Source organism: Mycobacterium sp., assembly GCF_046095365.1.
Lineage (GTDB): Bacteria > Actinomycetota > Actinomycetes > Mycobacteriales > Mycobacteriaceae > Mycobacterium.
Window position 1 is genome coordinate 1 of the sequence record NZ_JBJTJF010000051.1, and the last position, 25,673, is coordinate 25,673.

General features: G+C 69.2%; 20 protein-coding genes. 11 read left to right on the forward strand and 9 right to left on the reverse strand.

Annotated elements, in window-relative coordinates; genetic code table 11:
- The 3 genes from ACKOQ4_RS03760 to ACKOQ4_RS03770 form a co-directional block, all read left to right on the forward strand.
- On the forward strand, nt 1-780 hold a 780-nt coding region (locus tag ACKOQ4_RS03760; protein WP_526288962.1), incomplete at its 5' end, for an IS3 family transposase.
- Between the two features lie 1,143 nt (nt 781-1,923).
- Nucleotides 1,924-5,577, forward strand: a complete 3,654-nt coding sequence (locus tag ACKOQ4_RS03765; RefSeq protein WP_526288964.1) for a hypothetical protein — start codon at nt 1,924-1,926, stop codon at nt 5,575-5,577.
- 79 nt (nt 5,578-5,656) lie between these two features.
- Nucleotides 5,657-6,574: an alpha/beta fold hydrolase gene (locus tag ACKOQ4_RS03770; RefSeq protein ID WP_526288966.1), complete on the forward strand. Its 918-nt coding sequence runs from the start codon at nt 5,657-5,659 to the stop codon at nt 6,572-6,574.
- 19 nt (nt 6,575-6,593) lie between these two features.
- Here ACKOQ4_RS03770 and ACKOQ4_RS03775 read toward each other — a convergent pair whose 3' ends face one another.
- The 3 genes from ACKOQ4_RS03775 to ACKOQ4_RS03785 form a co-directional block, all read right to left on the reverse strand.
- Entirely contained in the window at nt 6,594-7,562 is a 969-nt protein-coding gene (locus ACKOQ4_RS03775; protein WP_526288967.1) for an acyl-ACP desaturase, read from the reverse strand.
- Between the two features lie 184 nt (nt 7,563-7,746).
- Nucleotides 7,747-8,391 (reverse strand): TetR family transcriptional regulator, encoded by a 645-nt coding sequence (locus ACKOQ4_RS03780; protein ID WP_526288969.1) that lies wholly within the window; start codon nt 8,389-8,391, stop codon nt 7,747-7,749.
- A gap of 165 nt (nt 8,392-8,556) precedes the next feature.
- On the reverse strand, nt 8,557-9,945 hold the full coding sequence (locus ACKOQ4_RS03785; RefSeq protein ID WP_526288971.1) for a dihydrolipoyl dehydrogenase family protein: 1,389 nt from the start codon (nt 9,943-9,945) through the stop codon (nt 8,557-8,559).
- Nucleotides 9,946-9,994: 49 nt separating this feature from the next.
- Here ACKOQ4_RS03785 and ACKOQ4_RS03790 point away from each other — a divergent pair, with 49 nt between their 5' ends.
- Nucleotides 9,995-10,384: a hypothetical protein gene (locus ACKOQ4_RS03790; protein ID WP_526288973.1), complete on the forward strand. Its 390-nt coding sequence runs from the start codon at nt 9,995-9,997 to the stop codon at nt 10,382-10,384.
- Nucleotides 10,385-10,420: 36 nt separating this feature from the next.
- Nucleotides 10,421-11,152: a M15 family metallopeptidase gene (locus ACKOQ4_RS03795; RefSeq protein ID WP_526288997.1), complete on the forward strand. Its 732-nt coding sequence runs from the start codon at nt 10,421-10,423 to the stop codon at nt 11,150-11,152.
- Nucleotides 11,153-11,156: 4 nt separating this feature from the next.
- Here ACKOQ4_RS03795 and ACKOQ4_RS03800 read toward each other — a convergent pair whose 3' ends face one another.
- Both ACKOQ4_RS03800 and ACKOQ4_RS03805 read right to left on the reverse strand, forming a co-directional pair.
- Nucleotides 11,157-13,040 carry a zinc ribbon domain-containing protein gene (locus tag ACKOQ4_RS03800; protein ID WP_526288975.1) on the reverse strand — a complete coding sequence of 628 codons (1,884 nt, stop codon included), beginning with the start codon at nt 13,038-13,040 and terminating at the stop codon, nt 11,157-11,159.
- Nucleotides 13,037-14,632, reverse strand: a complete 1,596-nt coding sequence (locus tag ACKOQ4_RS03805) for a S53 family peptidase (RefSeq protein ID WP_526288977.1) — start codon at nt 14,630-14,632, stop codon at nt 13,037-13,039. The genes ACKOQ4_RS03800 and ACKOQ4_RS03805 overlap by 4 nt, the downstream gene beginning before the upstream one ends.
- 106 nt (nt 14,633-14,738) lie before the next feature.
- Between ACKOQ4_RS03805 and ACKOQ4_RS03810 the strand changes: the two genes are divergently transcribed.
- Together ACKOQ4_RS03810 and ACKOQ4_RS03815 are read left to right on the forward strand one after the other, a co-directional pair.
- Nucleotides 14,739-15,719: a Rieske 2Fe-2S domain-containing protein gene (locus ACKOQ4_RS03810; RefSeq protein ID WP_526288999.1), complete on the forward strand. Its 981-nt coding sequence runs from the start codon at nt 14,739-14,741 to the stop codon at nt 15,717-15,719.
- Complete coding sequence (locus tag ACKOQ4_RS03815) at nt 15,680-16,789, forward strand: NAD(P)H-dependent amine dehydrogenase family protein (protein WP_526288979.1); 1,110 nt, start codon at nt 15,680-15,682, stop codon at nt 16,787-16,789. The genes ACKOQ4_RS03810 and ACKOQ4_RS03815 overlap by 40 nt, the downstream gene beginning before the upstream one ends.
- Before the next feature lie 4 nt (nt 16,790-16,793).
- Here the strand turns inward: ACKOQ4_RS03815 and bsh are convergent, their stop codons facing one another.
- Complete coding sequence (gene bsh, locus ACKOQ4_RS03820; RefSeq protein WP_526288981.1) at nt 16,794-18,341, reverse strand: bile salt hydrolase; 1,548 nt, start codon at nt 18,339-18,341, stop codon at nt 16,794-16,796.
- Between the two features lie 137 nt (nt 18,342-18,478).
- Here bsh and ACKOQ4_RS03825 point away from each other — a divergent pair, with 137 nt between their 5' ends.
- The gene (locus ACKOQ4_RS03825; protein ID WP_526288983.1) at nt 18,479-20,095 is read left to right on the forward strand and encodes a WS/DGAT domain-containing protein; all 1,617 of its coding nucleotides are present in this window, start codon (nt 18,479-18,481) and stop codon (nt 20,093-20,095) included.
- Here ACKOQ4_RS03825 and ACKOQ4_RS03830 read toward each other — a convergent pair.
- On the reverse strand, nt 20,040-20,618 hold the full coding sequence (locus tag ACKOQ4_RS03830; protein ID WP_526288985.1) for a TetR/AcrR family transcriptional regulator: 579 nt from the start codon (nt 20,616-20,618) through the stop codon (nt 20,040-20,042). The genes ACKOQ4_RS03825 and ACKOQ4_RS03830 overlap by 56 nt on opposite strands.
- 156 nt (nt 20,619-20,774) lie before the next feature.
- Here ACKOQ4_RS03830 and ACKOQ4_RS03835 point away from each other — a divergent pair, with 156 nt between their 5' ends.
- Nucleotides 20,775-22,301: a flavin-containing monooxygenase gene (locus tag ACKOQ4_RS03835; RefSeq protein WP_526288987.1), complete on the forward strand. Its 1,527-nt coding sequence runs from the start codon at nt 20,775-20,777 to the stop codon at nt 22,299-22,301.
- Between the two features lie 15 nt (nt 22,302-22,316).
- On the forward strand, nt 22,317-23,177 hold the full coding sequence (locus tag ACKOQ4_RS03840; protein WP_526288989.1) for a lysophospholipid acyltransferase family protein: 861 nt from the start codon (nt 22,317-22,319) through the stop codon (nt 23,175-23,177).
- Between the two features lies 1 nt (nt 23,178).
- Here ACKOQ4_RS03840 and ACKOQ4_RS03845 read toward each other — a convergent pair whose 3' ends face one another.
- A complete protein-coding gene (locus tag ACKOQ4_RS03845) occupies nt 23,179-24,522 on the reverse strand; it encodes a PE-PPE domain-containing protein (RefSeq protein ID WP_526288991.1) in 1,344 nt (447 codons plus the stop codon).
- A 66-nt stretch (nt 24,523-24,588) separates the two neighbouring features.
- The gene (locus ACKOQ4_RS03850) at nt 24,589-25,245 is read right to left on the reverse strand and encodes a M15 family metallopeptidase (protein WP_526288993.1); all 657 of its coding nucleotides are present in this window, start codon (nt 25,243-25,245) and stop codon (nt 24,589-24,591) included.
- 217 nt (nt 25,246-25,462) lie between these two features.
- Between ACKOQ4_RS03850 and ACKOQ4_RS03855 the strand changes: the two genes are divergently transcribed.
- On the forward strand, nt 25,463-25,673 hold a 211-nt coding region (locus ACKOQ4_RS03855), incomplete at its 3' end, for a hypothetical protein (protein WP_526288995.1).

A 25,673-nucleotide genomic window follows, 5' to 3' on the forward strand; every position in this document is an offset into this window, starting at 1 on the left:
TACGAATGGCGGTCCCGGCCGGCCAGCTCCCGTGACCGCGAGGATGCGGAGTTGGCCAACACCATCGCCGCGATCCATACCGCCTCGCGCCAGACCTACGGGGTGCGCCGGATCCACGCCGAGCTGCGCCATGGCCAAGGCCGCAGGGTCAGCCGCAAGCGAGTCTGGCGCTGCATGAAACTCGTCGCACTGCAGGGCGTGCACCGCCGCCGGTGGCGCCGGCCCCGGCCGGCAGCGGCGTCGTGGCCGGACCTGGTCAACCGTCAGTTTCGTGCCGAGGGGCCCGACCGGCTGTGGGTCACCGACATCACCCAGCACCGCACCGGTGAGGGCTGGGTGTACGCCGCGGTCGTCCTTGATGTCTTCTCCCGCCGGGTGGTGGGCTGGTCGATCGCCGACCATCTGCGCACCGAGCTGGTCGCCGATGCCCTGGACATGGCCCGGCTCCGCCGCAAACCCGTTGGCACAGTGGTTCATTCAGACCGTGGAGCGCAATACACCTCCTGGCTATTCGGGCACCGACTGCGCGAGGCCGGCCAACTGGGATCCATGGGGCGAGTGGCCTCAGCGTTCGACAACGCGATGATCGAATCGTTCTTCGGCTCCATTCAGATCGAACTGCTCGACCGGCGCACCTGGACCACCCGCGCCGAACTTGCGACGGCGATCTTCGAATACATCGAAGCCTTCTACAACCCGGTACGCCGACACAGCGCTCTGGACTACCGCAGCCCCATCGACTACGAAAGACATCACACGACCACCAACACGGCCGCGTGAACACCCAACAGAAGCCGTCCGGGAAACCGGGAACAGGTCATGACTGCCTGAGTTCGGGTTTGACCCCGCCAAGAGTGAGCACCTGCTCAAGCTTGGTGGCGACTTTGCCGGCGGGTTGGGTGAACTGGCCGGCACGGCCATGACGACGGCCATATCAATGGGGTTTCTGGTTACCACGGGCGGTGATTCCGGAGAAACGGGCGGCCGCGTGGCGACGCGATTGGAAAATTGCTGGTCAGTTGTGATACAAGTCACTTTTAGACCACGTGCCGCGACCCGGCGATGGGCGGCGGGAAGGGTGCGCCGATGGACCGTCAGCAACAGGCCGGGTCCGGCCGCCACCGCAGGGATGCCGTCGGCCGCCATCGGATGTCGGTCGGGGCGCGTCGGCTCGTCGAGGACGGCGCCGGCGGGTGGACGCTGGTTCCGGTGACCCGCCCGACGCATTATGTAGGCCGAGTCGGCGCGCTGGCGGTTGCACTCGGAGTGGGCGGGCTTATCGGCGGTCTGCCCGGGGTGGCCATGGCCGACACCGGCAACGGAAACCCTGCGGACGGCGGTGGCTCGGCCCACAGCGCCGAGGAGTCGGCCGACAAACCCGAAGCGGCTCCCGCGAAGGCCCCCCGGGCTCGGCGCGACGCGGCCCGAGCGCCGAGGGCGGCAACCGATGGAGAGCCGCCGCGACAGAGCGCTGCCGGGAATCCAGCCGCAGAGGTGAAAGCGCCGCAAAGGCGCAACCGGGTGAATCGGCCGGTGACCCTGCAACCTTCTCGCGTCACGCCTGGCCCACCCGAACCCGCAAAGCCCGTCAGCCCGGCGGCGGCCCGCGCCATCGTGACGGATGAGCCCGCGGCGATCGCTTCGAAAGGAACCGTGGGTCTCGGAACGTCGCCCGTTGCCGAAAACAATTCGGCCACAACGATTTCAGGTGTCGCAGCCCTCAGAGCGGCTGCCCCGCCTCCGGCAATGACGGCGGCAAAGCCGCGAGGTGCGCTCGCAGCGACGAGCGGGGGTCCGCTGGCGTGGCTGGCCGGCGGAGGCGACTCCGGTGCCCCCGGTGCCGGGCCGCTTGCCTGGTCCGCGCTGGCGGTCAGCAGAAGACAGCTACCTGGTGGCTCGGGCACAGCTGCTCCCGCTGCGGCGGTGACCTCCGGAGAACCGGCCGCCGGCTTGGCGCTCAAGCCTGTCCAGGCCAGGACGGTTCTCCGCTATCTCGTCGGCGACGGCACCGCTGAGCACCCTGATGCAGGGATCCTGTTCGGCGATGGTTACAGCTACACCGGCTATGGGGGCGCGTGCACCAGTGGGACGTGCGACGGCGGCAGGGCTGGGCTGATCGGTAACGGCGGCAACGGTTTCAACGGCGGGAACGGCGGGGCGGCGGGCTGGTTCGGGAGCGGTGGCGCGGGCGGTGACGGCGTCACCGGCATCAACGGGGGAACCGGCGGAGACGGCGGCAGGGGCGGGCTGCTCTTCGGCGACGGCGGCGCAGGCGGCAACGGCGCGGATGCGGGCGCCACCGGCGACGGCAGTCTCGGCGGAGACGGTGGAGTCCTCGCCGGGCTCGGCGGTGCAGGCGGACAGGGCGGTGGCGGAGGCCTGCTGATCGGCGACGGTGGTGCCGGCGGTAACGGGGGGTCCGGTGTCGTTGCCGGTGGCAAGGGCGGTGACGGCGGACGCGCGGGGCTTCTGATGGGCGCGGACGGAAACGCCGGGCTGGGCGGTCGCAGCGACGGTCTCGTGCGGGGCGTCGTCACCTCGGGCCCTGGCTCGGCAGCGTCCGGAAACAGAGGAGCAACCGGCTACCCCCGGGCGGCCTCGGTCATCGATCCCTGGAACTTCCTTGCCGGCATCGTGTCGGTCTCGTACGACGCTGTCGTCAGCGCGATCAACTTCCTGGGTGTCGCGGTCTCTGACGTCGAGGCGTGGATGTGGAACAACATCACCAGGCCTGTTCTGACGCCACTGGTCGGGGGTTTCCTCTCCGACCTTGCCCCCCAGCTGCCCGCGCCGGTGAACACCGTGATCGCCACCATTTTCCTGGACGGCATTCGCGATTGGGTCTTCAACGGCACCGTCGCCCCTGAAGTCGTCCGGCTCGCATCCGACCCGGTGATTCTGGATTTCGTCTCCGGCCTCGTCGGCCAGCGGGTGAACCCGGCGGTCGGGACTGTCGTTGGCGAGGCCGTCGTCACCTTCGTCCAAACCGCCTTCGGGGATCCCGGCAATGCCGTCGTGCGCGCAGCATTCGATGCAGTGCTCACCAATCTGCCTGGACTGCCGGACGGCTGGGACGTCCTGCGTCTCTTCTGGAGCCTTGCGTTCGGTGATTACACCGTCTCCCAGCTCCTCGAAGATCAGATCGGCCTGCCGTTGCAGAATGCGCTCGGCACATTCCTCGCCAATCCAGGTGTGCGAGAGACATTCGGCACTGCAACGACCGCCGCGCTCAAGGTGCTGACCTCTTCCCCGGAGGTCGGGGAGTTCGCCGGAACTCTGACCGGCCAGGTGGTTGGCGGCATGATCGTCGGTGAACCCGCCGTTGCCGAGGATGTCGCCGACGCGGTCAGTGCAGCCGTCGTCGGCCTGCTCAGCTCAGCAGGCGGACACATCTCCGACTTGACGGGTTCGGCCCTCGCCACGCTCATGGGTCAACCCGATATCAGCAGCGCGTTGGCCGTCACCCTGACCAACTGGCTGCGAAACTGGTTCAACACGAACCTGGGAACATCAATTACGGTGGTTCCCGCGCCCTCCGTCGCGGAGGCTCTCGGATCGACCGCCGCCGCGGTCGCCCAAGAGGTGCTGGGTGACGCTGAGCTGATCTCATCGGTGGGTTCGGTTGCCTCGCAATTGATCTCGTCGTTGGCGGCCTCGGCGGCGGTGCGTGAGGTGGCGGGGGATTCGGTCGCTGCTCTGGTGGCGGGGTTGTTGGCTGATAGTCCGGCGGCGGGGGATGTCGCTGGTGTGGTGGGGGCGGCGGTGCAGGGGTTGTTGGCTGATCCGGCGGTGGTGGGGATCGCTGGGCGGTTGGTGGGTGTGGTGGTGCCGGCGGTGTTGGCCGGTGATGGTGTGGTGGCGGCGTTGGGTGGGTTGGCCGGGCAGGCGGTGCAGGATTTGTTGGCCGGGGGGTTCGGGGAGGACAACCTCAAGGCGGTACTTGGCGAGGCGGTGGCGGGGGTACAGGCCAGTCCGGAGCTACGGCAGGCGGCGGGGAAGACGGCGGCCGGTCTGGTGAGCGCGGTACTCGACGATGACCGGTTGTTGTCGGCGGTAGGTTCGGTCGCCTCGCAATTGATCTCGTCACTGACGGCCTCGCCGGCGGTGCGGGAGTTCGCCGGGCAGACCGTGGCCGGCTTGGTGACCGGGCTGCTGGGGGACAACCCGGCCGCGCCGGGCGTGGGCAGGGTGGTCGCTGACGCGGTGATGGCCCTGCTGGCTGATCCCGCGGTGACCGGCGGGGTGACCGCACTGGTGAATTCGGTGCTGCCGGTGTTCGCCTCCCAGTCTGGAGCAGCTGAGGGCCTGGGTGCGCTGATGGGGCAGGCTGTCGAGGACCTGCTCGCCGGCGGCTTCAGCGAGGAGAACCTGGGCGCTGTTCTGGACGAAGTGATGGACGGCGTGCGTGCCAGCACGGCGATCCAGGACGCCGCGGGTGCCACGGCGGCGGCCGCCGTCAGGCAATTCCTGGTAGACGCCGGTTTCCTGCGGGCGGTGGGTTCGACGGTGGCCGGCTTGATCTCCGGTCTTGCCGCCGACCCGACGACCCGGGCGGCGCTGGGAGAATTCCTGGGAGACCCGCTGGGCGCCGTTGTTTCCGGCCTGCTGGCCAACGCCGATGTGGTGGACACGGTGGCAACCCAACTCGGCGCCGCTGTCCCGGGCCTCCTGGGTCAGTCCGGAGTCGCAGACGCCCTGGCCGGCGCGACACAGAAGCTCGTTCGAGACATGCTCGCCGGGGCTAAATCGGCAGAAGCCCTCGGGGCCGCCCTCGCTGCGCTGCAGACCAATCAGGCTTTCAAGACCGCTGTCAGCGGCACCATTCGCAGCGTGCTCGCCTCGGTTCTGGGCAACGCCGCACCCCGCCAGGCGCTCAGTGACGCAGCCGGCCTCGCGGTGGTCGGTCTGATCCAGCAGGCCGGAATCAACATCGGCCTGGTGAACGCAGTCGCCGGTCAGTTCACCAGAGGAGCGGTGAACTCCCTGCTGGCCGACTCCGTCGTCTGGAACCTGGTGGGCGATGCCGCCGACAACCTACTGGGTGGAATGCCGGTCGAGGAGGTGCTGAATTCCATTGTCGGAGCCGTACTCCGCGACGCCAGCCTTCAGACAGCGATCGGATTCGCCGCCGGACGGGGGATCGGGGCGCTGTTCGGTGACAACCAGTTCGGTGACCTTGTCGGCCAAATCGCCGGGGCCGTCATCACGATTCAGATCTCGGTGGTGGCCGGCATCGTCCAGCTGTTCACCGGCGGCAAGCCCATCGCCCTGTTCGCCGCACCGGCCGCCGCGACGGGCGACCTCTACGTGATGACGGCGGCGCTGCCCAATCCCGCCAAGCGCGCGGCGATCCGACACAACCTCACCTCGGAGAGCCGGTTCGTCCTGGACCAGTTCGCCGCCACCGTGACCGGGCAGCCGGCCCAGCCCGATTTCCTCGACGTGGCGATGACCATCGACGACGGCGCACCGAATCTCAAGCGCGGCGACGCGCTGTTCGTCGCGTTCAGATTTCGGCTGGACCGCCTGATTCCCGCGGCAGCGCCGATGCCTGCACAGCGCTGCTACGTCGCATGACGATCCAGCAACACCTCCTCGGCATCGGTGCGCTCCGGAGGCGGAATGACCGCGGCGAGCGACCACATATATTTCAGTGATGGCTACCGACACGACGCCGCCCGACATCGCCGGCGTACGCCGTCGCTTCGTGGAAGCGCGCGGGGTGCGCTTCCACGTCACCGAGGCCGGTCCCACGGACGCCAGACCGGTGATCGCATTGCACGGGTGGCCGCAGCACCACTGGGTTTACCGGGATCTGCTGGCCGATCCGCCTGCCGGGCTTCGGATCATCGCCCCGGACCTGCCCGGGTACGGGTGGTCGGGTCCGCCGCCGCACCGATGGGCCAAGGAGGACGTGGCCTGCGATGTGCTCGCCTTGATGGATGCGCTCGGGTTGGGAAAGGCACTGCTGATCGGCCACGACTGGGGCGGATTCGTGGCCTACCGGATGCTGCTGGCCGCGCCAGAGCGCTTCGACGGCTATCTGGTGTGCAACATGGCCCACCCGTGGCAGACCCCGCGCACGACCCTGCCGCACTTCTGGCGGTTCCTCGCTTACCAGCCTTTCGTAGCGAGTATCGGGATACCTCTGCAGCGGCGCACCCGCTACCTGGAGCGTGTCGTGTTCGCCTTCGGCCCCAAGGCGCACCGTGTGGGCCGGGCAACGGCCAAGGTGTACGCCGACCGGTTCCGCGACCCGGTGTGCGCCCGTGCCGCAACCGACACCTACCGTACTTTCCTGTTGCGCGAATTGCCCGCAGCTGCAAGACATCCGGAGACGCGGCGGGCGACGGTACCGATCCGTGTGCTGTTCGGTATGCGGGACTTTGCGGTGCATCCCGACCTTGCGTCGCCGGAGACCGCCAATGCCGCGGACTACACGTTCGAGCCGGTCGACGCCGGCCACTTCGTGGTCGACGAACGGCCCGAACTGGTCCGGGCGCGGCTGGTCACCCTGGCCGACGAGACTGCGTCAGCGGGTGACCGGGCGCGCCAGGCGGCGCTAGATCCCTGAGCCGGGACCGGCGGGTCGCTCAGACGGCCAGTGAACGGGTGCGCTCCGCCTCCCGGGCGAGCAGCCGGTCGCGCTGCTCCTCGAACTTGCCGGCCTGGCCCTCGAGGGTGGTCAGGTAGTCCGCGAGTTGTTCGCGGCGCTGCTCTCCGCGGGCGCTGAAGTCGGTCCGCTCGAACAGGCGCCACTTGCGCAGCACGGGCAGCAGGACGTCTTCGAGATGCTGGCGGGGATCGTAGATCCCGTGCTTGGCCATCAGGACGCCGTTGCGCCGGAAGTTGGGCATTCCCTGGCCCGGCATCCGGAAGTTCTCGACTACGTCGGCGATCGCCTCCAGCGCCTGATCCGGGACCAGGTCCAAAGCTGCTCCGCACATGTCCCGGTAGAAGATCATGTGCAGGTTCTCATCGGCGGCGACGCGTTGCAACAGCCGATCTGCCACCGGGTCTGCACACACCTTGCCGGTGTTGCGATGGCTGACCCGGGTAGCGAGTTCCTGAAAGGACACGTAGGCGATCGAGAGCAGGAAATCGGTCTTGTGACGCTCCTCCTCGGCGGCAGTGGGGCCGAATCCGTTCGTCATATGTTCCATGCGGGCGCGCTCCAGTGCCACCGGGTCGACCCCGCGGGTGACGACGAGATAATCGCGCAGGGCGATGCTGTGCCGGCCTTCCTCGGCGGTCCAACGACCCACCCAGGTTCCCCATGCGCCGTCGAGAGAGAAGTGCTCGGCCGCTTGGCGGTGATAGGAGGGCAGGTTGTCCTCCGTCAGCAGGTTCGTGATCATCGCCGCCCTGGCGACCTCGCTGAGTTGGGACTGCCCGGCCGTCCAGTCGTCGCCACCCATCGCGGCGAAATTACGGCCCTGATCCCACGGCACGTAGTCATGCGGGTGCCAGTCGGTGCTCATCGCCAGATGGCGATTGACGTTGACCTCGGCGACCGGTTCGAGTTCCTCGAGCAGTTCCAGGTCGGTCAGTTCCCGCGCCATGTCCACCTCATCCTGCCGGCTGGCGGCAGGGGCAGGTGACCCGCGCAGCGTCCGAGCATCTTTCGACCCCGACCCGACCACGGTACCAGCAGGTCCCTTGCTGCTGCTTGCACGGGATCGGCGAGCCCGACGGCATCCAGAGCGCTGGGTTTTCCTCCCGCGGCCGGCGTGGGCCAGGGCCGGGTCAGGCGCGGGCCTTCACCTTTCCGAGCCGGGAGACGAACTGCTCGAAGTACCCGGCGGACTGCTCGGTGACGACGCCGCGCAACAGGACCTGCCAGCAGACGGCCAGTCCGGATGAGACGGTGGCGCCCGCAGGAGGACTTTGGAGGTGATTGCCCACCATCGCCGAGAGCAGGGCGTGTCCGAGCTGTTCGGGGGTGAAGTCGCCGCGCAGGTCCCCCTCGGCGACTGCGGCGGCGATAGCGTCGTTCACCAGCGTGCGCTGGGTCGCCATGCCCGCCGCGTCGGCGCTGCTGAGCTGTCCGAGGCCGTGGCGCAACTGCAGGCCGACTCGTACGACGGGGTCGCTCAGGGCCAGGTCAGCCACGGCGAAGGAGGCGCGAATCAGGCCCTCCAGGGCAGTGCTGGCCGAGGTGGTCAAGATCCGCTCCATGGTGTCGGCGATCGCCTTGTCAGCCGTCTCGATCAGCGCCGAGGCGAGAGACTCCTTGGTCGGAAAGTGGTAGGCGAACCTGCCGTTGCTCACTGCGGCCCGGGTGATGACGTCCACCAGGGAGGTGTTGGTGAATCCCGTTTCGTCGAAGACCTCGGCCGCGGCGACCAGGATCGCCAGCCGCGAGGCCTGGCCGCGGGCCTGAATCGCCATCTCGCTGACCTCCTCCTGCTCGGTGGTGCCTTCCCAGATCCAGCGGGACCAACGCTACCGGTTTCCGGGCAGGGACAGCGGGTGAGGCTCTTTTCCTGGTGATTAGTCTGATTTTTGTCACTTTTTAGGGGCGGTGGTGCCGCACTCGGTGATCGACCTGGGGAATCAGTCGGCCGGCACAGTGGCGAACAACAGGTTCAGCGATTCCGCCATGGTGGGGTGGGTGAAGATGGTGTCGCGCACAGCGGTGTAGGGCATTTTGCCCAGCATCGCCGTCTGCACCACCGACATCACCTCGCCGGCCGAGTGGCACAGCAGCGAGCAGCCCAGAATCTGACCGGTGCCGCGGTCGACGACGGCCTTGAGCAACCCAGTGGTCTCGCCCGCGGTGTTGGCGCGGGGGATCTTCGCGGCGGGCAGGGCGGCCACGACGATGTCGTGACCGGCAGCCCGGGCAGCCTCCTCGGTCAGCCCGACGCGGCCCAGTTCCGGGTCGATGAACAGGGTGTAGGGCACCAGCCGGCCGGTCGTGGTGCGGCCGGCGTCGTGCAGGACGTTGGCCAGCAGAATCCGGTAGTCGTCCCAGGAGACATGGGTGAACAGCGGCCCGCCGTTGCAGTCGCCGACGGCAAACACGTTCTGGGCGCTGGTCTGAAGCCGCTCGTCGACGGCGATGCCACCCCGCGCGGTGAGGTTCACCCCGGCCGCGTCCAGTCCGAGCCCCGCGGTGTTCGGTGTACGCCCGACGGCGACCAGCAGGTGGCTGCACCGCAGCGACTCCGTGCGGCCGGCGCGGGTGCAGGTGACCTCGACACCGTCCGGCGCGGGAGAGACCGCGGTGGGGTCGGCGTCGTCGAGGAACTCGATACCGTCCTCCCGCAACACCTTTCGCACCGCCTCGGCGATATCGGGATCCTCCTGGGGCAGAAAACGGGTGCCGCGCTGGATGACGGTGACGGCGCTGCCGAGCCGGCGGAAAACCTGGGCGAACTCCAGGGCGATGTAGCCGGCGCCGACGACGGCCAGATGCGTGGGCAACTCGTCGAGTTCCATCACCGTGGTGCTGGTCAGGTAGGGCACGGTGTCCAGGCCGGGGATTCGCGGAACCGTGGTGTGGCTGCCGGTGTTGATGTAGACCCGGTCGCCGCGCACGGTACGGGTGGACCCGCCCTCGAGTGCCACCTCAATGGTGCGATCGGCGACGAAGGTTCCGGCGCCGAGCAGGAAGGTCAGGTTGGGCGTGCCGGTGAAGAGCTTCCAGTGGGTGTCCACCATCGCGCCGACGACCCGGCGCTTGCGGTCCACCACCGTGGCCAGGCTGGGCGCGGCTTCAGGCAGATTCACCCCGAAATCGCCTGCCCTGCGGGCGAGTTCGATCAGCTTGGCGCTGGCCACCATGGTCTTGGTGGGAATGCACGCGACGTTGATGCAGCTGCCGCCGATCTGGCCCTGCTCGATCAGGGCGACGTTGTGGCCGGCATCGGCAAGTGCCAGCGCCAGGGATTTGCCGCCCTTGCCGCCACCGAGGACCACATCGTCGAATTGCTCGGCCATTACCGCGTGAGCCTAACCGCGCCGCCGGATGCGGGCATACCATTAGCCGGTGGGAAGGCCGGTGTTGTGGATCGCCTGCGCGGCAGCGCTGACCTGCCCTGCCGGCATCGGGCGGGCGGTGCCGCCGCCACCACCCCCGCCGCCGTGTTCGTTCGCGCTGTCCACGCCCGCGACCGACGGAGTCACCGTCTCGGCGACCGTTCAGTCCACCGGCTGTGCAGTCCTGGCGGCCCCCTACTCCGCTGTGGTGTGTCTGCAACCCGGTGACGGGGCGGCGCTGTCGTGTTCCCAGGCGCAGGGTGCGGCCCCGGCCCGTATCCAGCTGCCCTACCGGCCCGGGGTGGCATACGTCGCGACCGGCCGCGGTTGCGCGGGCTGGGTCGGACTTCCGCCCGCGCCGGATTGCCAACTGCTCGGGCCGGACACCGCGACGCCCTGACGGCCGTGGCGTGACGGGGATAGCGGCGCTGCTGTGGTGGGATCGGTCGTGGTGCGACATTGGGTGATCTCCAGACGAGTCGGGGCCGCCGCCGCGGCGGCCGTCCTCGCCGCGACCGGGCTGGGATATGCCATCGCGTCTCCGGCCGATCAGGCTGCGCCGCCGGAACCGGCCGCGGCGCCGGCGCTGACACCCCGGGCGGATGCGCCGCCGCCGGGACCCGTCGTGCATCCCGTCACCGCCGCCGAACTCGGCGAGACCTGGCGGCCCGGCTGCCCGGTCGGGCCCGAGGACCTGCGCCGCGTCGACCTGGACTACCTCGGTCCGGACGGAGGAGTCCACCGGGGCTCGCTGGTGGTGCACCGGGACTACGTCGAGGACGTCGTCGCGATCTTCGCCACGCTGCAGCAGATCGGCTATCCCATCGCCAAGATGCAGACCGTGGACCGCTACCCGGGCGCCGAGGACGAGTTGTCGATGCGGGACAACAACACATCGGCGTTCAACTGCCGGCCGCTGCCCGGCAACACCGGCTGGTCGCTGCACGCCTACGGCCGGGCGATCGACGTCAATCCGCTCGTCAACCCCTTCATCGACGACGCCGGGGATCTGCAACCCCAGACCGCCGGCCGCTACCTCGACCGGGGGCTGGCGGACCCGGCGATGCTCAAGGCCGGGGACCCGGCGGTCAGGGCGTTCACCGACCGCGGCTGGCGCTGGGGCGGGGCCTGGCGCAACCCGGTGGACTACCAGCATTTCGAGATCTGAGGCCTCAGCGCGGCGGATCCCCGCGCCAGGAGAAGCTGTTGACGTACTGGCCCATGTCCATGGCCAGCTCGAGATTCGCCGCCGAGGGCCGGCCCGGACCGAAGTCGGGACTGAACGCCCGGAACGGGCCCACCCCGCCGGCGATCAGCGCGAGGTCGTGCTTGACCGCGACCAGGATCACCACCCGCAGATGCCGGTACCCGGCGTCGCCGTCCTGCGGCCAGGTGTCGGCTACCAGTCCGTAGCCGGGCTGGTAGCCGACCATCGCGTTGGGAATCTCGTAGGCCACCTTGGCATTCGGGTGACTGGCGGCCAAGATCGCCGTGGCGACGTCCTTGGCCGACCGGCCGGTGGCCGGCTGGCTCCACAGCCGCATGACACCGCCGGTGCCCCCGGTGTAGCGGGCGGTAACCCCCTGGCCGTCGGTGCTGACCTCATAGGCCGAACCCGGGGCCGGGTAGGAGACGGAGAAGCCGGCATCGGGTGCGGTGAAGCGCGGACTTCCGGCGACCGGTGTGCCCGCCGGCGGATGCCCGCAGTCCGGCGGGCAGTTGTATCGCACGACCGGTTCGGCGATGGCGGCCGACAGCCCGGTCAGGCCGGCCGACACGGCCACCACCGTGACCGCCCACAGCCCGAGAACGCGCAGCAGCGGGGCTCGGGGCAGTGGCGCGGAGGTGTAGGCGGCGGCTGGGACGCCGTAACCGGGCCACAGCACCGCCGCGGACTCGCCGTCGGCCACGGCGGTGACGTGGCGGCGCTGTGCGCGTGATGCCCGGGGGGACGCGTGCGCGGCAACGCCGCACGCCGGGCAGAACACCATGTCCGGCACCACGTTTCGGCAATACAGGCACAGCAGCGGGTCGCCGCCGGCGGGGGCGGCGGCCTCGTGCAGAACCGCCAGCTGCAACCCGGTCCGCAACGCGATCAGCGCGACCAGCGCCATAACCAGGTGACATCCGAGCATGACCAGTTGCGGCATTCCGGCGACGTCGATGACGCCCACGACCGCGTAGACCAACAGCACCACGCCGCCCAGGCCGGTGATGGCGGCGAGCGCCGCGGGACGGGACAGTCTCGGACCGCCGGCGGGCCTGGAGAACCAGAGTGCGGCGCCGAGAAGTCCGCCCGCGCAGGCTGCGGTGAGCGGGATCGTCAGTCCACGGATCCCGGCCTCGACGAGCAGTCCCTGCACCGTCTGGTCGGTGGCGACGGGTCCGGCGGCGAACTGCGGGGCCAGCCGGGTGAAGGTGGCCGCAGCGGTGAAGCTGAGCGCCCCGACGACCCCGATCACAAACCCCTGCAACGATTCCCGGGTACCCGGTAGCACCAGGCGCACAACGACGGCGGGCAGCATCATGGCCAGCACGCCGCCCTCCGCCACGCCGAGACCGTCGCGCAGGACCCGGCTGCCGGCGATACCGGCTTCGAACGGGGCCCCGGTCTCCCGGATCACCAGATCGCCGGTGACGAACACCCAGCCGACGCCGAGTCCGATGCCCAGCGCGGCGGTCAGCAGCAGGGTGGCCCGCGGAATGTCCTGATAGACCCCGGAGACGTGCCGGTAGATCAGGAACAGCAGGGGCAGGCCCAGGGTCGCGACGGCGATCAGTGCGCCGGGCAGTCGCAGTTCCACGGCCGCGGCGATCGCGACGACGATGAGCACCAGTCCGAGCGTGAAGGGCGCGCGCGACAGTTGCGACAGGTGCGGGAAGAGCGTGCTGCTGATGGCCGGCCGCAGCACGTGCTCGTCGGGATCGGCGCAGAAGGCCCGGGGCCGCAACCACCGCGGGCCGTCTCCGGGCTGCGGGTTGAGGTGGGCCCCGCAGTGCCCGCAGAACACCCCGACGGGCGTCTCGGCCGCGCACGCCCCGCAGCGCACGGTCATCGCAGCCCCATCTGCCGCTGCACGGCCAGCAGGTTGCGGGCCAGATTCCCGGCGTTGGGCGTGCCCAGCCCCGTCGTCAGGTCATAGCCGGGTCCGGCATTCCCCACGGCGTTGCCGCCGAGCACCACGTCGCGGAATCCCGGCAGCCGCGCGCCCTCGGCGATCTCGTAGAGCAGCGGGTTGAGGTCGCCGATCGGATGGCCGCCGTTCTCGATCAGGTACTGGTTCATCACCGCCGCCATCCCGGCCCACAGCGGTGCGGCCAGTGAGGTGCCGCCGCCGACCACCATCTCGCCCTTCAAGAAGATCCGCATGCCGGTGAACGGGTCGGCCAGGCCCGCGACGTCCGGGGTGAGCCGACGGGCCGGCGCGTCCACCGGCAGGCCGGACTGCCAAGGGGGGCGCTCGAACAGCGCCGAGACGCCGCCCCCGGTGCCCTGCGAGAGCACCGGGTCGAACCAGGACTGCTCGGAGAGCCAGTTTCCCTCGGCGTCGGTGGACAGCCGGGTTCCGCCGACGGAGGTCATCTCCGGCAGTGAGGCCACCGAGTCCAGGCCGATATCACCGGGGCCGGGCGGCGACGACCAGTTGTGGCCGCCCTTGCACTCCAGGCCGGCCAGGTCGCCGCTGGCGTTGAATGCGGTGGTGCCGTTGCGCTGGGCGGCCGCCAGTGCGCCGCGGACGGGCGCGAGATCGGCGGCGGTGATCAGCGCGTCGCAGCCCCAGCCGATCGAAAAGCTCCACACCGCGCCGGGATAGCGGCGATCGGCCTCCTCCATCATCTCGGCGATCTTGCGGTAGGAGGCGTCGCCCTCCACCGTGGGTCGGGCGTTGACCAGAACAGTCCTGGCGTCAGGGGCCACGGCGTGGACGGCCTGCAGGTCCATGGCCGCCTCGCCGGTCCGCTCGGAGGCCATCGGACCCAGCAGTTCGGGCACCAGCGGCGGCAGCTGGAACGACTCGGTGAACATGTCGAGGTCGGACTGGTCGAAACCGTCGAATGCGAACACCAGGACGGTCACGCCCTTTCCGGTGTAGCCCTGGCGCCGCAGCGCGTCGACGTTGTAGGTGCGCAGCAACTCCGTCGGGTTCAGCGCCTTGTTGGGAACATCCAGCGGGACGATGCGGGGACTCGACTCGTGGTGCGGCGTGTAGCCCAGGATCCGGCCGAACCCCTCGACCTCGGTGCGCAGTTCGGCGGGAACGGCGGGCTGCTGGGCCGAGGCGTAGAAAACCTGCCCGAGCCGCCCGCGGTAGTCGTGGATGGCGACCTCGAGCGCCGAGGCGAGGGCCGGCGGGGGGCCGGAAACGGTCGCCCACCGGTCGCCGGCACGCCAGCGCACCGCCAGGCCGTGCCGGCCGGCCCAGCCGATCAGCGACTCCGGCCGGCTCGCCTCCCGCAGCGCGGCGGTCAACTCCACCCGGTCCTCGCGCGCGTTCCCCAGGTCCTCGGAGGCCGAGAGCAGCGCGGCGAAGGGGCCGGTGATGGTGTCGTCCGCCGCCGGTGGCCCGGGGGAGCACGCGGTCGCGCCGGCCAGCACGGCCAGCGCCAGCCACCGGACCATCGCCCGGCAAACCGCAGAGCCGCTCATCGACGCCCCTCACCTCGTATGCCCGGTGATTATCGCCGCCCCCGCGGCACTGGACATCGGTACCGCCGACTGGGATTCTGGACAGGTGTCCAGCCCGTCGCCGTCGATGACGCCGACGGGATGGTTTCAGGTCGCGTGGTCGGAGGAGGTCGCGCCCGGCGCGGTCCACCGGATGAGCTACTTCGGCCGGGATCTGGTGGCCTGGCGGTCGCGGGCGGGCCGGTTGTGTGTCATGGACGCCTACTGCGAGCACCTGGGTGCCCACCTCGGTTACGGCGGCCACGTCACCTGCGGCGAGCAGGGTGAGGTGATCCAGTGCCCGTTCCACGGCTGGCAGTGGGATGCCGAGGGTCGCAACGTCGCGATCCCCTACGAACCGCGGCCCAACCGCGGCCGGCGGATGCGAACCTACCCCGTCACCGAGCTCAACGACTCGGTCTACATCTGGCACGACGTGCAGCGCCGTGACCCCTACTTCGACGTGCCGGACGTCTTCGCCGGCTTCTCCGACGGTTCGGGTCCGGCCGACTACCACCCGCAGATGCGGCTGTACCGGACCGCGGTCACCGTGCATCCGCAGTACGTGCTCGAAAACGGTGTCGACTTCGCGCATTTCAAGTTCGTGCACAAGACGCCGATCGTGCCGCTGTTCACCCGGCACGACTTCTCCGGACCGGTATCCTACGTCGACTTCACCATCACCTTCGAGGGCCGCGACGGCCAGTCCATCGACGACGTCAACAGCGGTGTCGAGGCGATCAACGGCGGGCTGGGCGTGGCGGTCACCAGGAGTTGGGGAATGGTCGACAACCGGACGATCTCGGCGATCACCCCGGTCGACGACAAGACCTGCGACATCCGATTCATGGTCTACATCGGCCGCCGCTCCGGCGGCGGCCCGGCCGGAGCCGAACAGCGGGCCAGGGATTTCGGACAGCTGGTGATCGACCAGTTCGAGGCCGACATCGACATCTGGTCCCATCAGCGCTACCAACCCAGACCCGCACTGGCTCCCACCGAGCGTGACAGCTTCACGGCCTTCCGCGCATGGGCCGGGCAGTTCTACCCCGAAAGCCGTTCGCTGTGAACAGGATCCGGGTGTTCCAGGTCGCCAGCGGCAACGTCGGCACCGAGATGCTCAGACGCATCGGCCGCCATCCCGACCTGGAGCTCGTCGGGCTGCACTGCTACACCGCCGAGAAGATCGGCCGCGACGCCGGAGAGATCGCCGGGATCGGGCCCATCGGGATCAGGGCTACCGGCACGGTCGAGGAGATCATCGCCGCGCAACCCGACGTGCTGACCTTCCACGGCGTGTTTCCCGACGAGGAGCTCTACGTGCGGGTGCTGGAGGCCGGCATCAACATCGTGACCACAGCAGACTGGATAACCGGCTGGCATCGCGACACCAACCACCCGCACCCCTCCGGCCGGCCGGTCAGCGAGATCCTCCGGCAGGCCTGTGCGGCAGGGGGATCGACGTTCTACGGCACCGGCATGAACCCCGGCGTGAACCAGATCCTGGGAGTGGTGTGTTCGGCCGACGTCGCCGAGATCGAGAACATCACCACCATCGAGTCCGTCGACGTGTCCTGCCACCACTCCGCCGAGACCTGGCGGGAGGTGGGTTACGGCCGCCCGGTCGACGATCCGGAACTGCCGGAGATGCTCGAGCGCTACACCCGGGTGTTCGCCGACAGCGTGCTGATGATGGCCGACTGTTTCGAGTTGGCTCTCGACGAGGTGACGTTCAGCTACGAACTCGGCGCCTGCACCCGTGACGTCGACCTGGGCTGGTATCGCCTGCCGAAAGGTTCCCTGGGCGCCAACTACATCAAGTACCGGGGCATGGTGGGCGGCGTGCCGAGGGTCGAGACACATCTGGAGTGGCAGATGACCCCGCACACCGAGCCGCACTGGAAGATCAAGGGCTGCTACATAACCCAGATCACCGCCGACCCGTGCATCTACAACAAGCACATGATCATCCCGAAGCCCGGCGTCGACCTGTCGAACCCCGACTCGTTCGCCTCGATCGGGATGACCGTCACCGGACTGCCGGCACTCAATGCGATCAGGTCCGTGGTGGCCGCCCCGCCGGGGCTGCTCACCAGCGCCGACCTACCGCTGCGCGGATTCGCCGGACGATTCCGGTGACCGGCTAGTCGTCCGGGGTGAGGTCGCTCTTGTCCGCCCGGCTTTCCATGTGGTCCCCCAGGGCGTTGTTCTCGTAGGTGACCTCGGCGGTGGTGCCCGCGGGGGTGTGGGTCTCATACCGGACGACCGGGGTGACCTCACGCTCGACGTGGGCCTCGTGGACCTCGGCCTTGACTTCGCGGATCTCCTCGCGGATCTCCTGCACGGGATGCTCGACAAGCCGTTGCACCGGCCGATCCGCCGGCTTCGGGGCCGCCGGTGCGGGCTTGGCCACCGTCGTGCGCTCCGGCGCAGGGGCGCTGAGTCTCACCGGCGCGGCGACCTTCGGCCTGCGGAACAGCCGCGGCAGCAGGCCGAGCAGGCCCAGCAGCGCGAGGCTCGGCAGCGCCCACCACCACACGAAGCCGGCCTTGTGGTCCACCGCCGGAGCCGCCGGCGGCGCGGTCACACCCGACTGGGGGGTGTTGGCGGCGGTGGGGGCCAGGTAGGAGATCGGCTTGGCCGGGGCGAGTTGGTCGTCGATGTTGCCGATGATCGAGTAGTTCTCCTCGACCTTCACCGCGCGGATCCCGGAACCGGGGCCGAGATTGACCTTGTTGAGGTTGACCCAGACGATGTTCGGGCTCAGCGCAGACTCGAAGTAGTAGATCTTGTTGGTGGAGTCGGCCACCGACCGCCAGTAGGTGGGAGAGAGGTTCGGGTGTTCCGGATCGCCCACCCCCCACGGAACCGAGACGTTGCGCATCACGCTGAACACCCCTGCGACGGCCTGGCGTTCGTCGGCGGTCTGCGGCAGCTTGCTCAGGTAGTACGACGCCCGCACGAACCGGTCCTGGGACTGGATCGACCCGGGCAGCTCCTTGTTCTTGTCGACGTCGTCCCACTTCGCGTTGAGCTGCAGCTGCTGGTCGTAGGTTGGGCTGTTGGTCATGACCTGGAACTGGCGTCCGTGGTGGATCACCGGCTTGCCGTTGAGGTACTCGATGATCGCGGAGTCCCCGGAGGCGTCGGTCACCGACAGATGCACGGTGGGGTGCGCCGCTCCGCCGGGTCCGAAGTTGATCGGGACGATGTAGACCGACGGGTTGGTGAACGCGTCGACCACCTCGTTGACGGTGGCGAAGCTGCTCAGCACGTAGTCGACCCAGGCGGCGAAGGACAGCCGCGGGCGGTCGTCGGCGGGCGCCGGACCGAAGTCCGACTCGCCGAGGTAGAGCAGGTTGGCCACCAGGCCGGAGGTGTTCATCCCGTCGAACACCCCGTCGATCGGGCCCTTCGGATCGGTGGTGCCGGCCACCTCGATGGCGCCGTACTTGCGGGTCCAGGTCAGTGAGTTCTCCCCGCCCGCACCGTCCTGGGTGCTGCCGGCGGGCACCGCATAGAGGTGGGAGTGGAAGGAATACGGCCAGTCCATGGACCGTCCGGTGATCACCATGCCGTCGGGTCCCAGCCAGGTCACCCGGCTGCAGGCATTCGCTGCGGGAACGACTCCGAGGAAAACGCCGAGGGCGCACAGCGCCGCGGCGACGCGGGTAACAACTGTTCGTGACATAACCGTCCCTTTCGGCTCGAACGGCCATTGTTGCAGCTGGAATCTTTGCTGTCTGGTACCTGGGGCCATCGGCGGGTCGATCGGCAACAATGGGCGGGGTACACGGTGTCGAAAATCCGGCGGATCGAGGTTGGCGCATGGGCGAGCGAGGCAAGCTCGGCATCCCCGGAACGCGCCGCCGCCTGGGCATTCAGGACGCACTCTGGCTGGAGATGGACCGGCCCGAGAACCTGATGGTCGTCGACTCGGTCATCTGGACCGCCGAACCGCTGGACTTCGCGGAGTTGCGCGCGGTGTTCATCACGCGGCTGATCGACCGCTACCCGGTGTTTCGCAGCCGGGCGGTCCGCGAGGACGACGGCTCGTGGTGGTGGGAGCCGGACCACGGGTTCGACCTCGACAACCACGTCTCACTGGTGTCGCTGCACAACCCCGACGATCCCCGCGCGTTGCAGGAGCTCGTCGCCGCCCACCGAACCGACGCGCTGGACCGCGATCATCCGCTGTGGCAGTCGATCTGGATCAGGCGCTACGGCGAAGGCAGCGCGATACTGCTGCGCAGCCACCACGCGATCGCCGACGGGATGCGGATGGTGCAGCTGGCGATGAGCCTGTTCGACTCCACCCCGCAGGGCGGGCCGATCCTGGCGCCGGCGGTCATCCAGGTCGGTGCGCAGCTGCAGCCGCCGGGCCGCCCGCTACCCGAGCGGGTCCGGTCCGGGATGGCCGAGGTGACCCGTGGGGCCACCGGCGCGGTGACGCGGGTGTCGGAGGCCCACCTGCTCAAGCGGGCCGGGAAGATCGGCCGTTTCGTGCTGCGCAATCCGGTGGGGGCCGGGGCCACCCTGGTGACGGCCGTGCGGGCCGGCGCGTCGGACATCGCCGGCACGGTCCGGGCGGCGGTGCCCGGTGGGGGCACCCTGGTCGACGTGTTCTCCGCGGTGCCCGGAGACGTGGACACCGTGCGCAAACTGCTGCTGGGCACCCGCAACGACGCCACCATCTGGACCGGGGAGGCCGGCGGGCAGAAGAGCGTCGCGTGGTCGGATCCGCTGCCGATCGCCGCGATCAAGGCGGTGGCCCGGGCCAACCGCAGCACCGTCAACGACGTGCTGGTGGCCTGCGTGGCCCTGACCCTGCACGACTATCTGAGGGTCCACGAGGCGCTGTGCTCGTCGGTGACGTTCATGGTGCCGGTCAACCTCAAGCCACTCGACCTCACCCTGCCCGACTCGCTGGGCAACGACTTCGCCCTGGTGCAGTTGGAGCTTCCCACCGACGAGCCTGACCCGCGCAAGGTCCTGGCCACCGCCAAACGGCGGATGGACCGGATCAAGCACGGCCACGAGGCCGCCGTGGCGTTCCGGTTCCAGGAGACCATCGCCGGTTTCAGCCGCGGTCTCTACGAGGCGTCGGTCGATCTGTTCGCCAACCGCACCCTGGGCACGCTGACCAACGTGCCGGGGCCGCCGGCCACCGTATACCTGGCCGGCAGCGAGGTCGAGGGCATCGTCGGGTGGGCGCCGGTGTCGGGCAACCAGCCGATGAGCTTCACCATCTCCAGCTACAACAGCCGGGTGATCGTCGGAATCGCCTGCGACACAACCCTGGTGCCCGACCACGAGATGATCGTCGAAGGCTTCCTCGACGCCTTCGAGCGACTGGCCGACGCAACCCCGGGCGTTGTGCTGATGCCGGTCAGCTGGGGACGCGCCGGGAAGGGTCCCCGGAGAGGTCACGGCCGAAAGCGATAAGGGCGCGCCGGCCGATGGCGAGGATCTGCTCGTCGAAGTCGGCGTTGTCGCGGAAGGACAACTCCAGCACGCGATCGGCCATCTCCACGGCAACCAGCATGGCGCGCGGGTCGGTGTCGGAGGGGATCAGGCCGCGATCGACCAGGATCGCGTGCACCCGTGCGGCCAGGTTCTGCATTCGGGCGCGAACGTGCCGGGTGACCGTCGGCGAGGTTCGCCCGCCCATCCACAGCCGGGCCGCACTCGGATACCGCCGGTAATAGTGCACGTGCAGATCGAGTTGGTTGTTGAGCAGATCGGCGATCGAGTCGATCCGCCAGGTCGTCTCCGCCTCCACGCAGCGTGCGTCGAGAGCGGCGCAATGCTGTTCGAGAAGTTCGTCGAGGATCGCCTCACGGTCGGCGAAGAACCGGTAGAGCGACGGGGGGGACACCCCCGCGCGGTCGGCGATCGCCCGGGTGGTGGCGGCGTCGACTCCCTGCTCGTCGGCGATCGCGGCCGCGGCGTCCAGAATCCGGGTCACCGTCTGACGGCTTCGCTCCTGCACGGGCGCGCGGCGTTGAACAGGGGCGACGGTCATCGGCGCTGTTCTCCTATGCTGAGGGGGCGGAAACCTTGACAGCTGTCGAGGGAAATATAACATTATTCACGTTACAGTTCCTAGCCCTCGGGAGTGTCCATGTCCGTCGCTTCGCTCAACCAGGCCCGTCCGAAGGAAACGCTGTCCCGGCACGTCGACGTGCTCATCGTCGGCGCCGGCATCTCCGGTCTGGGCCTCGGGCACTACCTGACGACCAAGATGCCCGGGCACAGCTTCGCCATCGTCGATGGCCGGGACGCCATCGGCGGCACCTGGGACCTGTTCCGCTACCCGGGAATCCGGTCCGACTCCGACCTGCACACCTTCGGATACGAGTTCAAGCCGTGGACGTCGGACAACGCCATCGCCGACGCCGACGAGATCCTGGACTACCTGCACGAGGTGATCGAGGAGGACGGCCTGGCCAAGCGGATCTACCTGAACCACAAGGTGATCCGGGCCGACTTCAGCACCCAGACCGCACACTGGACGGTGACCCTGGAACGCGACGGCCGGCAGTGGGACGTCACCTGCGACTGGCTGTTCGGCGCGACCGGCTACTACGACTACGACAACCCGCATGCCCCACACTTCGAGGGGCAGGAGGACTTCGAGGGCGACATCGTGCACCCGCAGTTCTGGCCGGAGGACCTCGACTACGCCGGTAAGCAGGTCGTGGTCATCGGCAGTGGCGCCACTGCGGTGACCCTGATTCCGGCGATGGCCGACAAGGCCGGGCACATCACCATGCTGCAGCGCTCGCCGTCCTACGTGATGCCGCTGCCACGCAAGGACCCGCTGGCCAACAGCCTGCGAAAGGTGTTGCCGCCCAAGGCCGCCTACGCCGCGACGCGACGATTCAACATCGGCAAGGGCAGGTTCATCTACAACCTCTGCCAGCGCAACCCCAAGCTGGCCCGGCGAATCATCCGCTCAGCCAACGTCAAGTTCCTGCCGAAGGGCTTCGAGGTCGGAACCCACTTCAACCCCACCTACAACCCGTGGGACCAGCGGCTGTGCGCGGTCCCCGACGCCGACCTCTTCCGCACCATCGCCAAGGGCAAGGCCTCGGTGGTGACCGACCAGATCGTGCGGTTCACCCGCAACGGCATCCTGCTGGAGTCCGGCCGGGAACTGCCGGCCGACATCATCGTCACCGCCACCGGCCTGAAGCTGCTGCTGTTCGGCGGCATCGAGGTCTCCGTCGACGGAGAGGTCAAGCACGCCAACGACAGCCTGGTCTACAAGAGCTTCATGCTCTCGGGCATACCGAACATGGCCTTCGCCTTCGGCTACACCAACTCGTCGTGGACGTTGAAGATCGACATGCTCTGCGAGCACCTGTGCAAGCTGATCGGCTACATGGACCGCCACGGCTACACCACCGTGGTGCCGGTGTGCGACGACCCGAGCATCGGCAGACGCCCGATGCTCGACTTCGGCTCGGGCTACGTCCAGCGATCCATCCATGAGTTCCCCCAGCAGGGCACCAGCGGTCCGTGGACCATCGAGATGGACTACTGGGCCGACCACAAACGACTGCGCAAGGGCCCGGTGGAGGACCCGGCCCTGCGGTTCGGCACCGCCGCGCGCTCGGTCACCACCGCGGGCGCGGCCCGGGCCTGAGCCGTCCGACCGGCGATGAGCGACGACGCCGAGCCCCAGCACCGGGAAGCCCTCGAGCAACTGGCCGACGCGGTTCTGGGTACCGTCGAGCAGGCGGTGGACCCGGGTGGTGAACACCTGGAGTCGGCCCTGAACGCGTTGCGGCGCAGTGTCATCGAGTTCGTCCGCCGCTACCACCGGCTGCAGGTCGACGTCGAGACCGGGATCCTCGACGGGCCCGTGCTGTTCGTGGCCAACCACGGGTTCGGGGGAATCGTCGACCTCAACGTGATGGCGGTGGGAGCTGCGCTGGAAGACCTGAGGGTGGACCGGCCGGTCACCTTCCTGACCCATCAGCTGGCCTGGACGCTGGGCGTCGGCCCGATCGTCGAGCATCTCGGCGCCCGCCCCGCCAGCCGGGAGAGCGCCCACGAGGCGTTCGCCGCCGGCCATCACGTCGTGGTGTTCCCCGGCGGGGACATCGACGCCGCCAAGTCCTTCGCCGACCGCAACCGGATCGTCTTCGGCGGGCGCAGCGGGTTCGCCCGGCTGGCCATGGACGAGGGGGTTCCGATCGTCCCGATCGTCACCGCGGGGGCGGGGGAGTCGCTGCTGGTGCTTACCGACGGAGAGCGCCTCGCGCGGGCACTGCGTCTGGACAAACTGCTCAGGGTCAAGGCCCTGCCGGTCAGCCTCTCGGTGCCGTGGGGGCTGAACGTGGGCGCGGTGGGCATGCTGCCCTACCTGCCCTTGCCGACCAAGCTGCACACCCGGGTGCTGGCAGCCACCGCGGCGGGGCCCGACGAGGACGCCGACGCGTACGCCGAGCGCATCCAGAACCTCATGCAGGAGGCCCTGAACGAGCTGACGAGGAACCGCCTGCAGCTGATCGGCTGACTCAGGCGGCGTCGCTGCCGCGGACGGCCGGATGCCGGTGTTCGGCACCGGTGCCGCGTGCCGCGCGGCGCTGCTTGGGTTGCGCTGAGGCGGCGCGGGGTTCGGCCGTCGCCTTCGCCCGGACGGGCAGCCGCCGGATCGGCGACGTGCGTCTCATCGTCACCGACTCGGCCGGGGTGGCCGCCGGCGTGGGCGGGCCGTAGGGGTCGATCGCGCCGGCATCAACCGGAGGCCCCCCCACCCCGTAGGGACCCTGCGGCGTGGTGCCGAACGGCCGGTTGTCGGGATCCTTTGTGATGTAGGCGATTCCGTTGTCCCAGCCGTTCGGGATCGCTTTGAGGACGTTGACCCCGGTCCTGACCGGTTTGGGGTGGTAGAGGAATTTCGCCGGTGTGGGAGAGCCGGGGTTGACGGTCCGGTCGTAGCCGCTCTCCACCAGCACCCGCAGCGGCGGGTCGGCGACGGTGGCGATCAGCGGACCGAACCAGGGAAGGATCGTCAGTGGCTGCAGCAACGGCAGCGTCGTGGTGGGGATCAGGTAGTAGGTCGAATCCTGGTACTGCCCTTGAAGTTGCGGCGTTCCCGCCGCGCCTTCGGGGTGTTCGTAGCGGAATCCCATCAGGGTGTTGATCAGCGACAGCGGCCGCAGCGGGTTGGTCGGGAAGTCCGCCACCGGGTCGTACTGGTGGGCGATGTCGACGGTGGTCAATGGCGTCGGCTGCGGCGAGTTGGTGACCGTGGCGCCGCTGAAGGTCACGTCAAGGATCGGGACGTAGGTGCCCGCGAACCGTTCCAGGACGCCGCCGTTGGGCCGGTTGGGGTTGGACTCGAAGACGAAACTCACGGTGCCCGCCGGCGGGTGGGCGATCAGGTTGCTCTTCTGAATGCTGGCGATCGTCCCACTCTGCGAATAGCCGAACACCGTGAAGTCGGTGTCGGCCAGTGCGCGGGACACCGTGGAGGTGAACGGCGGGTCGGTCACGGTGCAGACCTTGGAGCGCAGGCAGTTGTCCAGATTGACCAGCCCGGCCGCCACCGATTCGTCGAAGGTCATGGCTTTGCGGCCCTGCATCGGCCAGAACTGTTCGGGGGTGTAGACCGCAACCGGGGCGCACACGGGGCCGCACAGACCTGACGGCCCGACGAAGTTGCCGTAGGCCCAGTCGACATAGTCGTTGATGTAAGCCGGGGTGTCTCCCGGAATGCTCAGCGGGTGGTCCGTTCCGCCCATGTAGAGCGCGGTGGCGGTCAGCCTGACGAGGTTTCCCATCGTCACCGGCACAGCGGCGATCAGCGCGGCACAGATGACCAGAAGAGCCACGACAGAGCGAGCGGCGCTGCGCATACGTCCCCCTTCGCGGGGTTCCCTACAGATCGAACGTATCGCATCGGAAAGACCGGGTGTCCTTTATCAGCCGAGGGGTACGTCCAGGATCGGGCGCGGTTCACCGGCGCCGGGGCCGTCGAAGTGCCACCACTCGCCGGAGTACACCGCCAGCCCGCCGGCCGCCATCGCGGTGCGCAGCATCGCGCGGTTGGCCTGTTGTCCCGCACCGATCCCGTCGGTGGCGTAGGCAGTGGCACGGGGGGAGAAGTCGTCGAAGCCGGTTCCCATGTCCACCAGGTCGCCGCCGCTCGCCATCGTGACGTCCACCGATCGGGCCGCCTCGTGGCTGCGGGCGTAGGAGCCGGGCCTGGCCACCCAGGCCGGGTCCGGCACCGCCTCGAACATCCGGACCTGCACCGCGTGCGGGCGGTAGCAGTCCCAGAAGACCAGTGCCAAACCCTGCTTGCGCAGCACGCCCGCCGCCGTGGCCAGTCCGGCGCCCAACGACTCGTGGACCAGGCAGCGGGCGTCCGGCGGATACAGCGGGACGCCGACGAAGTTGTCGGCGGTGGCGTAGCGCAGGTCGACGACGGCGTCGGGGACCACGCTGCGCACGTCGATCAGCCCGGCGGCCCGGGCCTGCGGGCCGACCGGCGGGACAGGGTCGGCGTTGACCTCGGCCGGCCAGATCAGCGCCACGGTGACCGCCGCCGCTCCCGCAATTCGTCGCACCCACGGCATTGTCGGCCACCGCGGGGCCGTCCGGCACGCCGGTGCCGGGGATATCCGGCGTGTCACCCGCCGCGTTCGGCCTTGTTACGCCGGTTTGGCCTGATCAGGCCGCATTTACCGGGGCTGCCGGGCGATGCCCGGTGTGGGCTGCGAGTGGCGCGTGTAACGATTCGCAGGCACTATGTGACAGTCCTGAGGGAACGGCTGTCTCGCGATGCGGAGGTGGATGGTGGCCGGTAGACGACGCGTAGGGCTCGCCGTCGGCGCGCTGGGCGTATCGGCGGCCGCCCTGGGGGCGCCCGCGGCTCTGGCAGATCCGGCCGCCCCTGTCGACCCGGCCGCTGTGGTCGCCCAGCCGGCCGCTGACGCCGCGGTGGGGGCCCGGGCGGGCGCGGACGCCGCCGCGGGCGCCCCGCCGGCCGCGGCCGCCGCCGGGG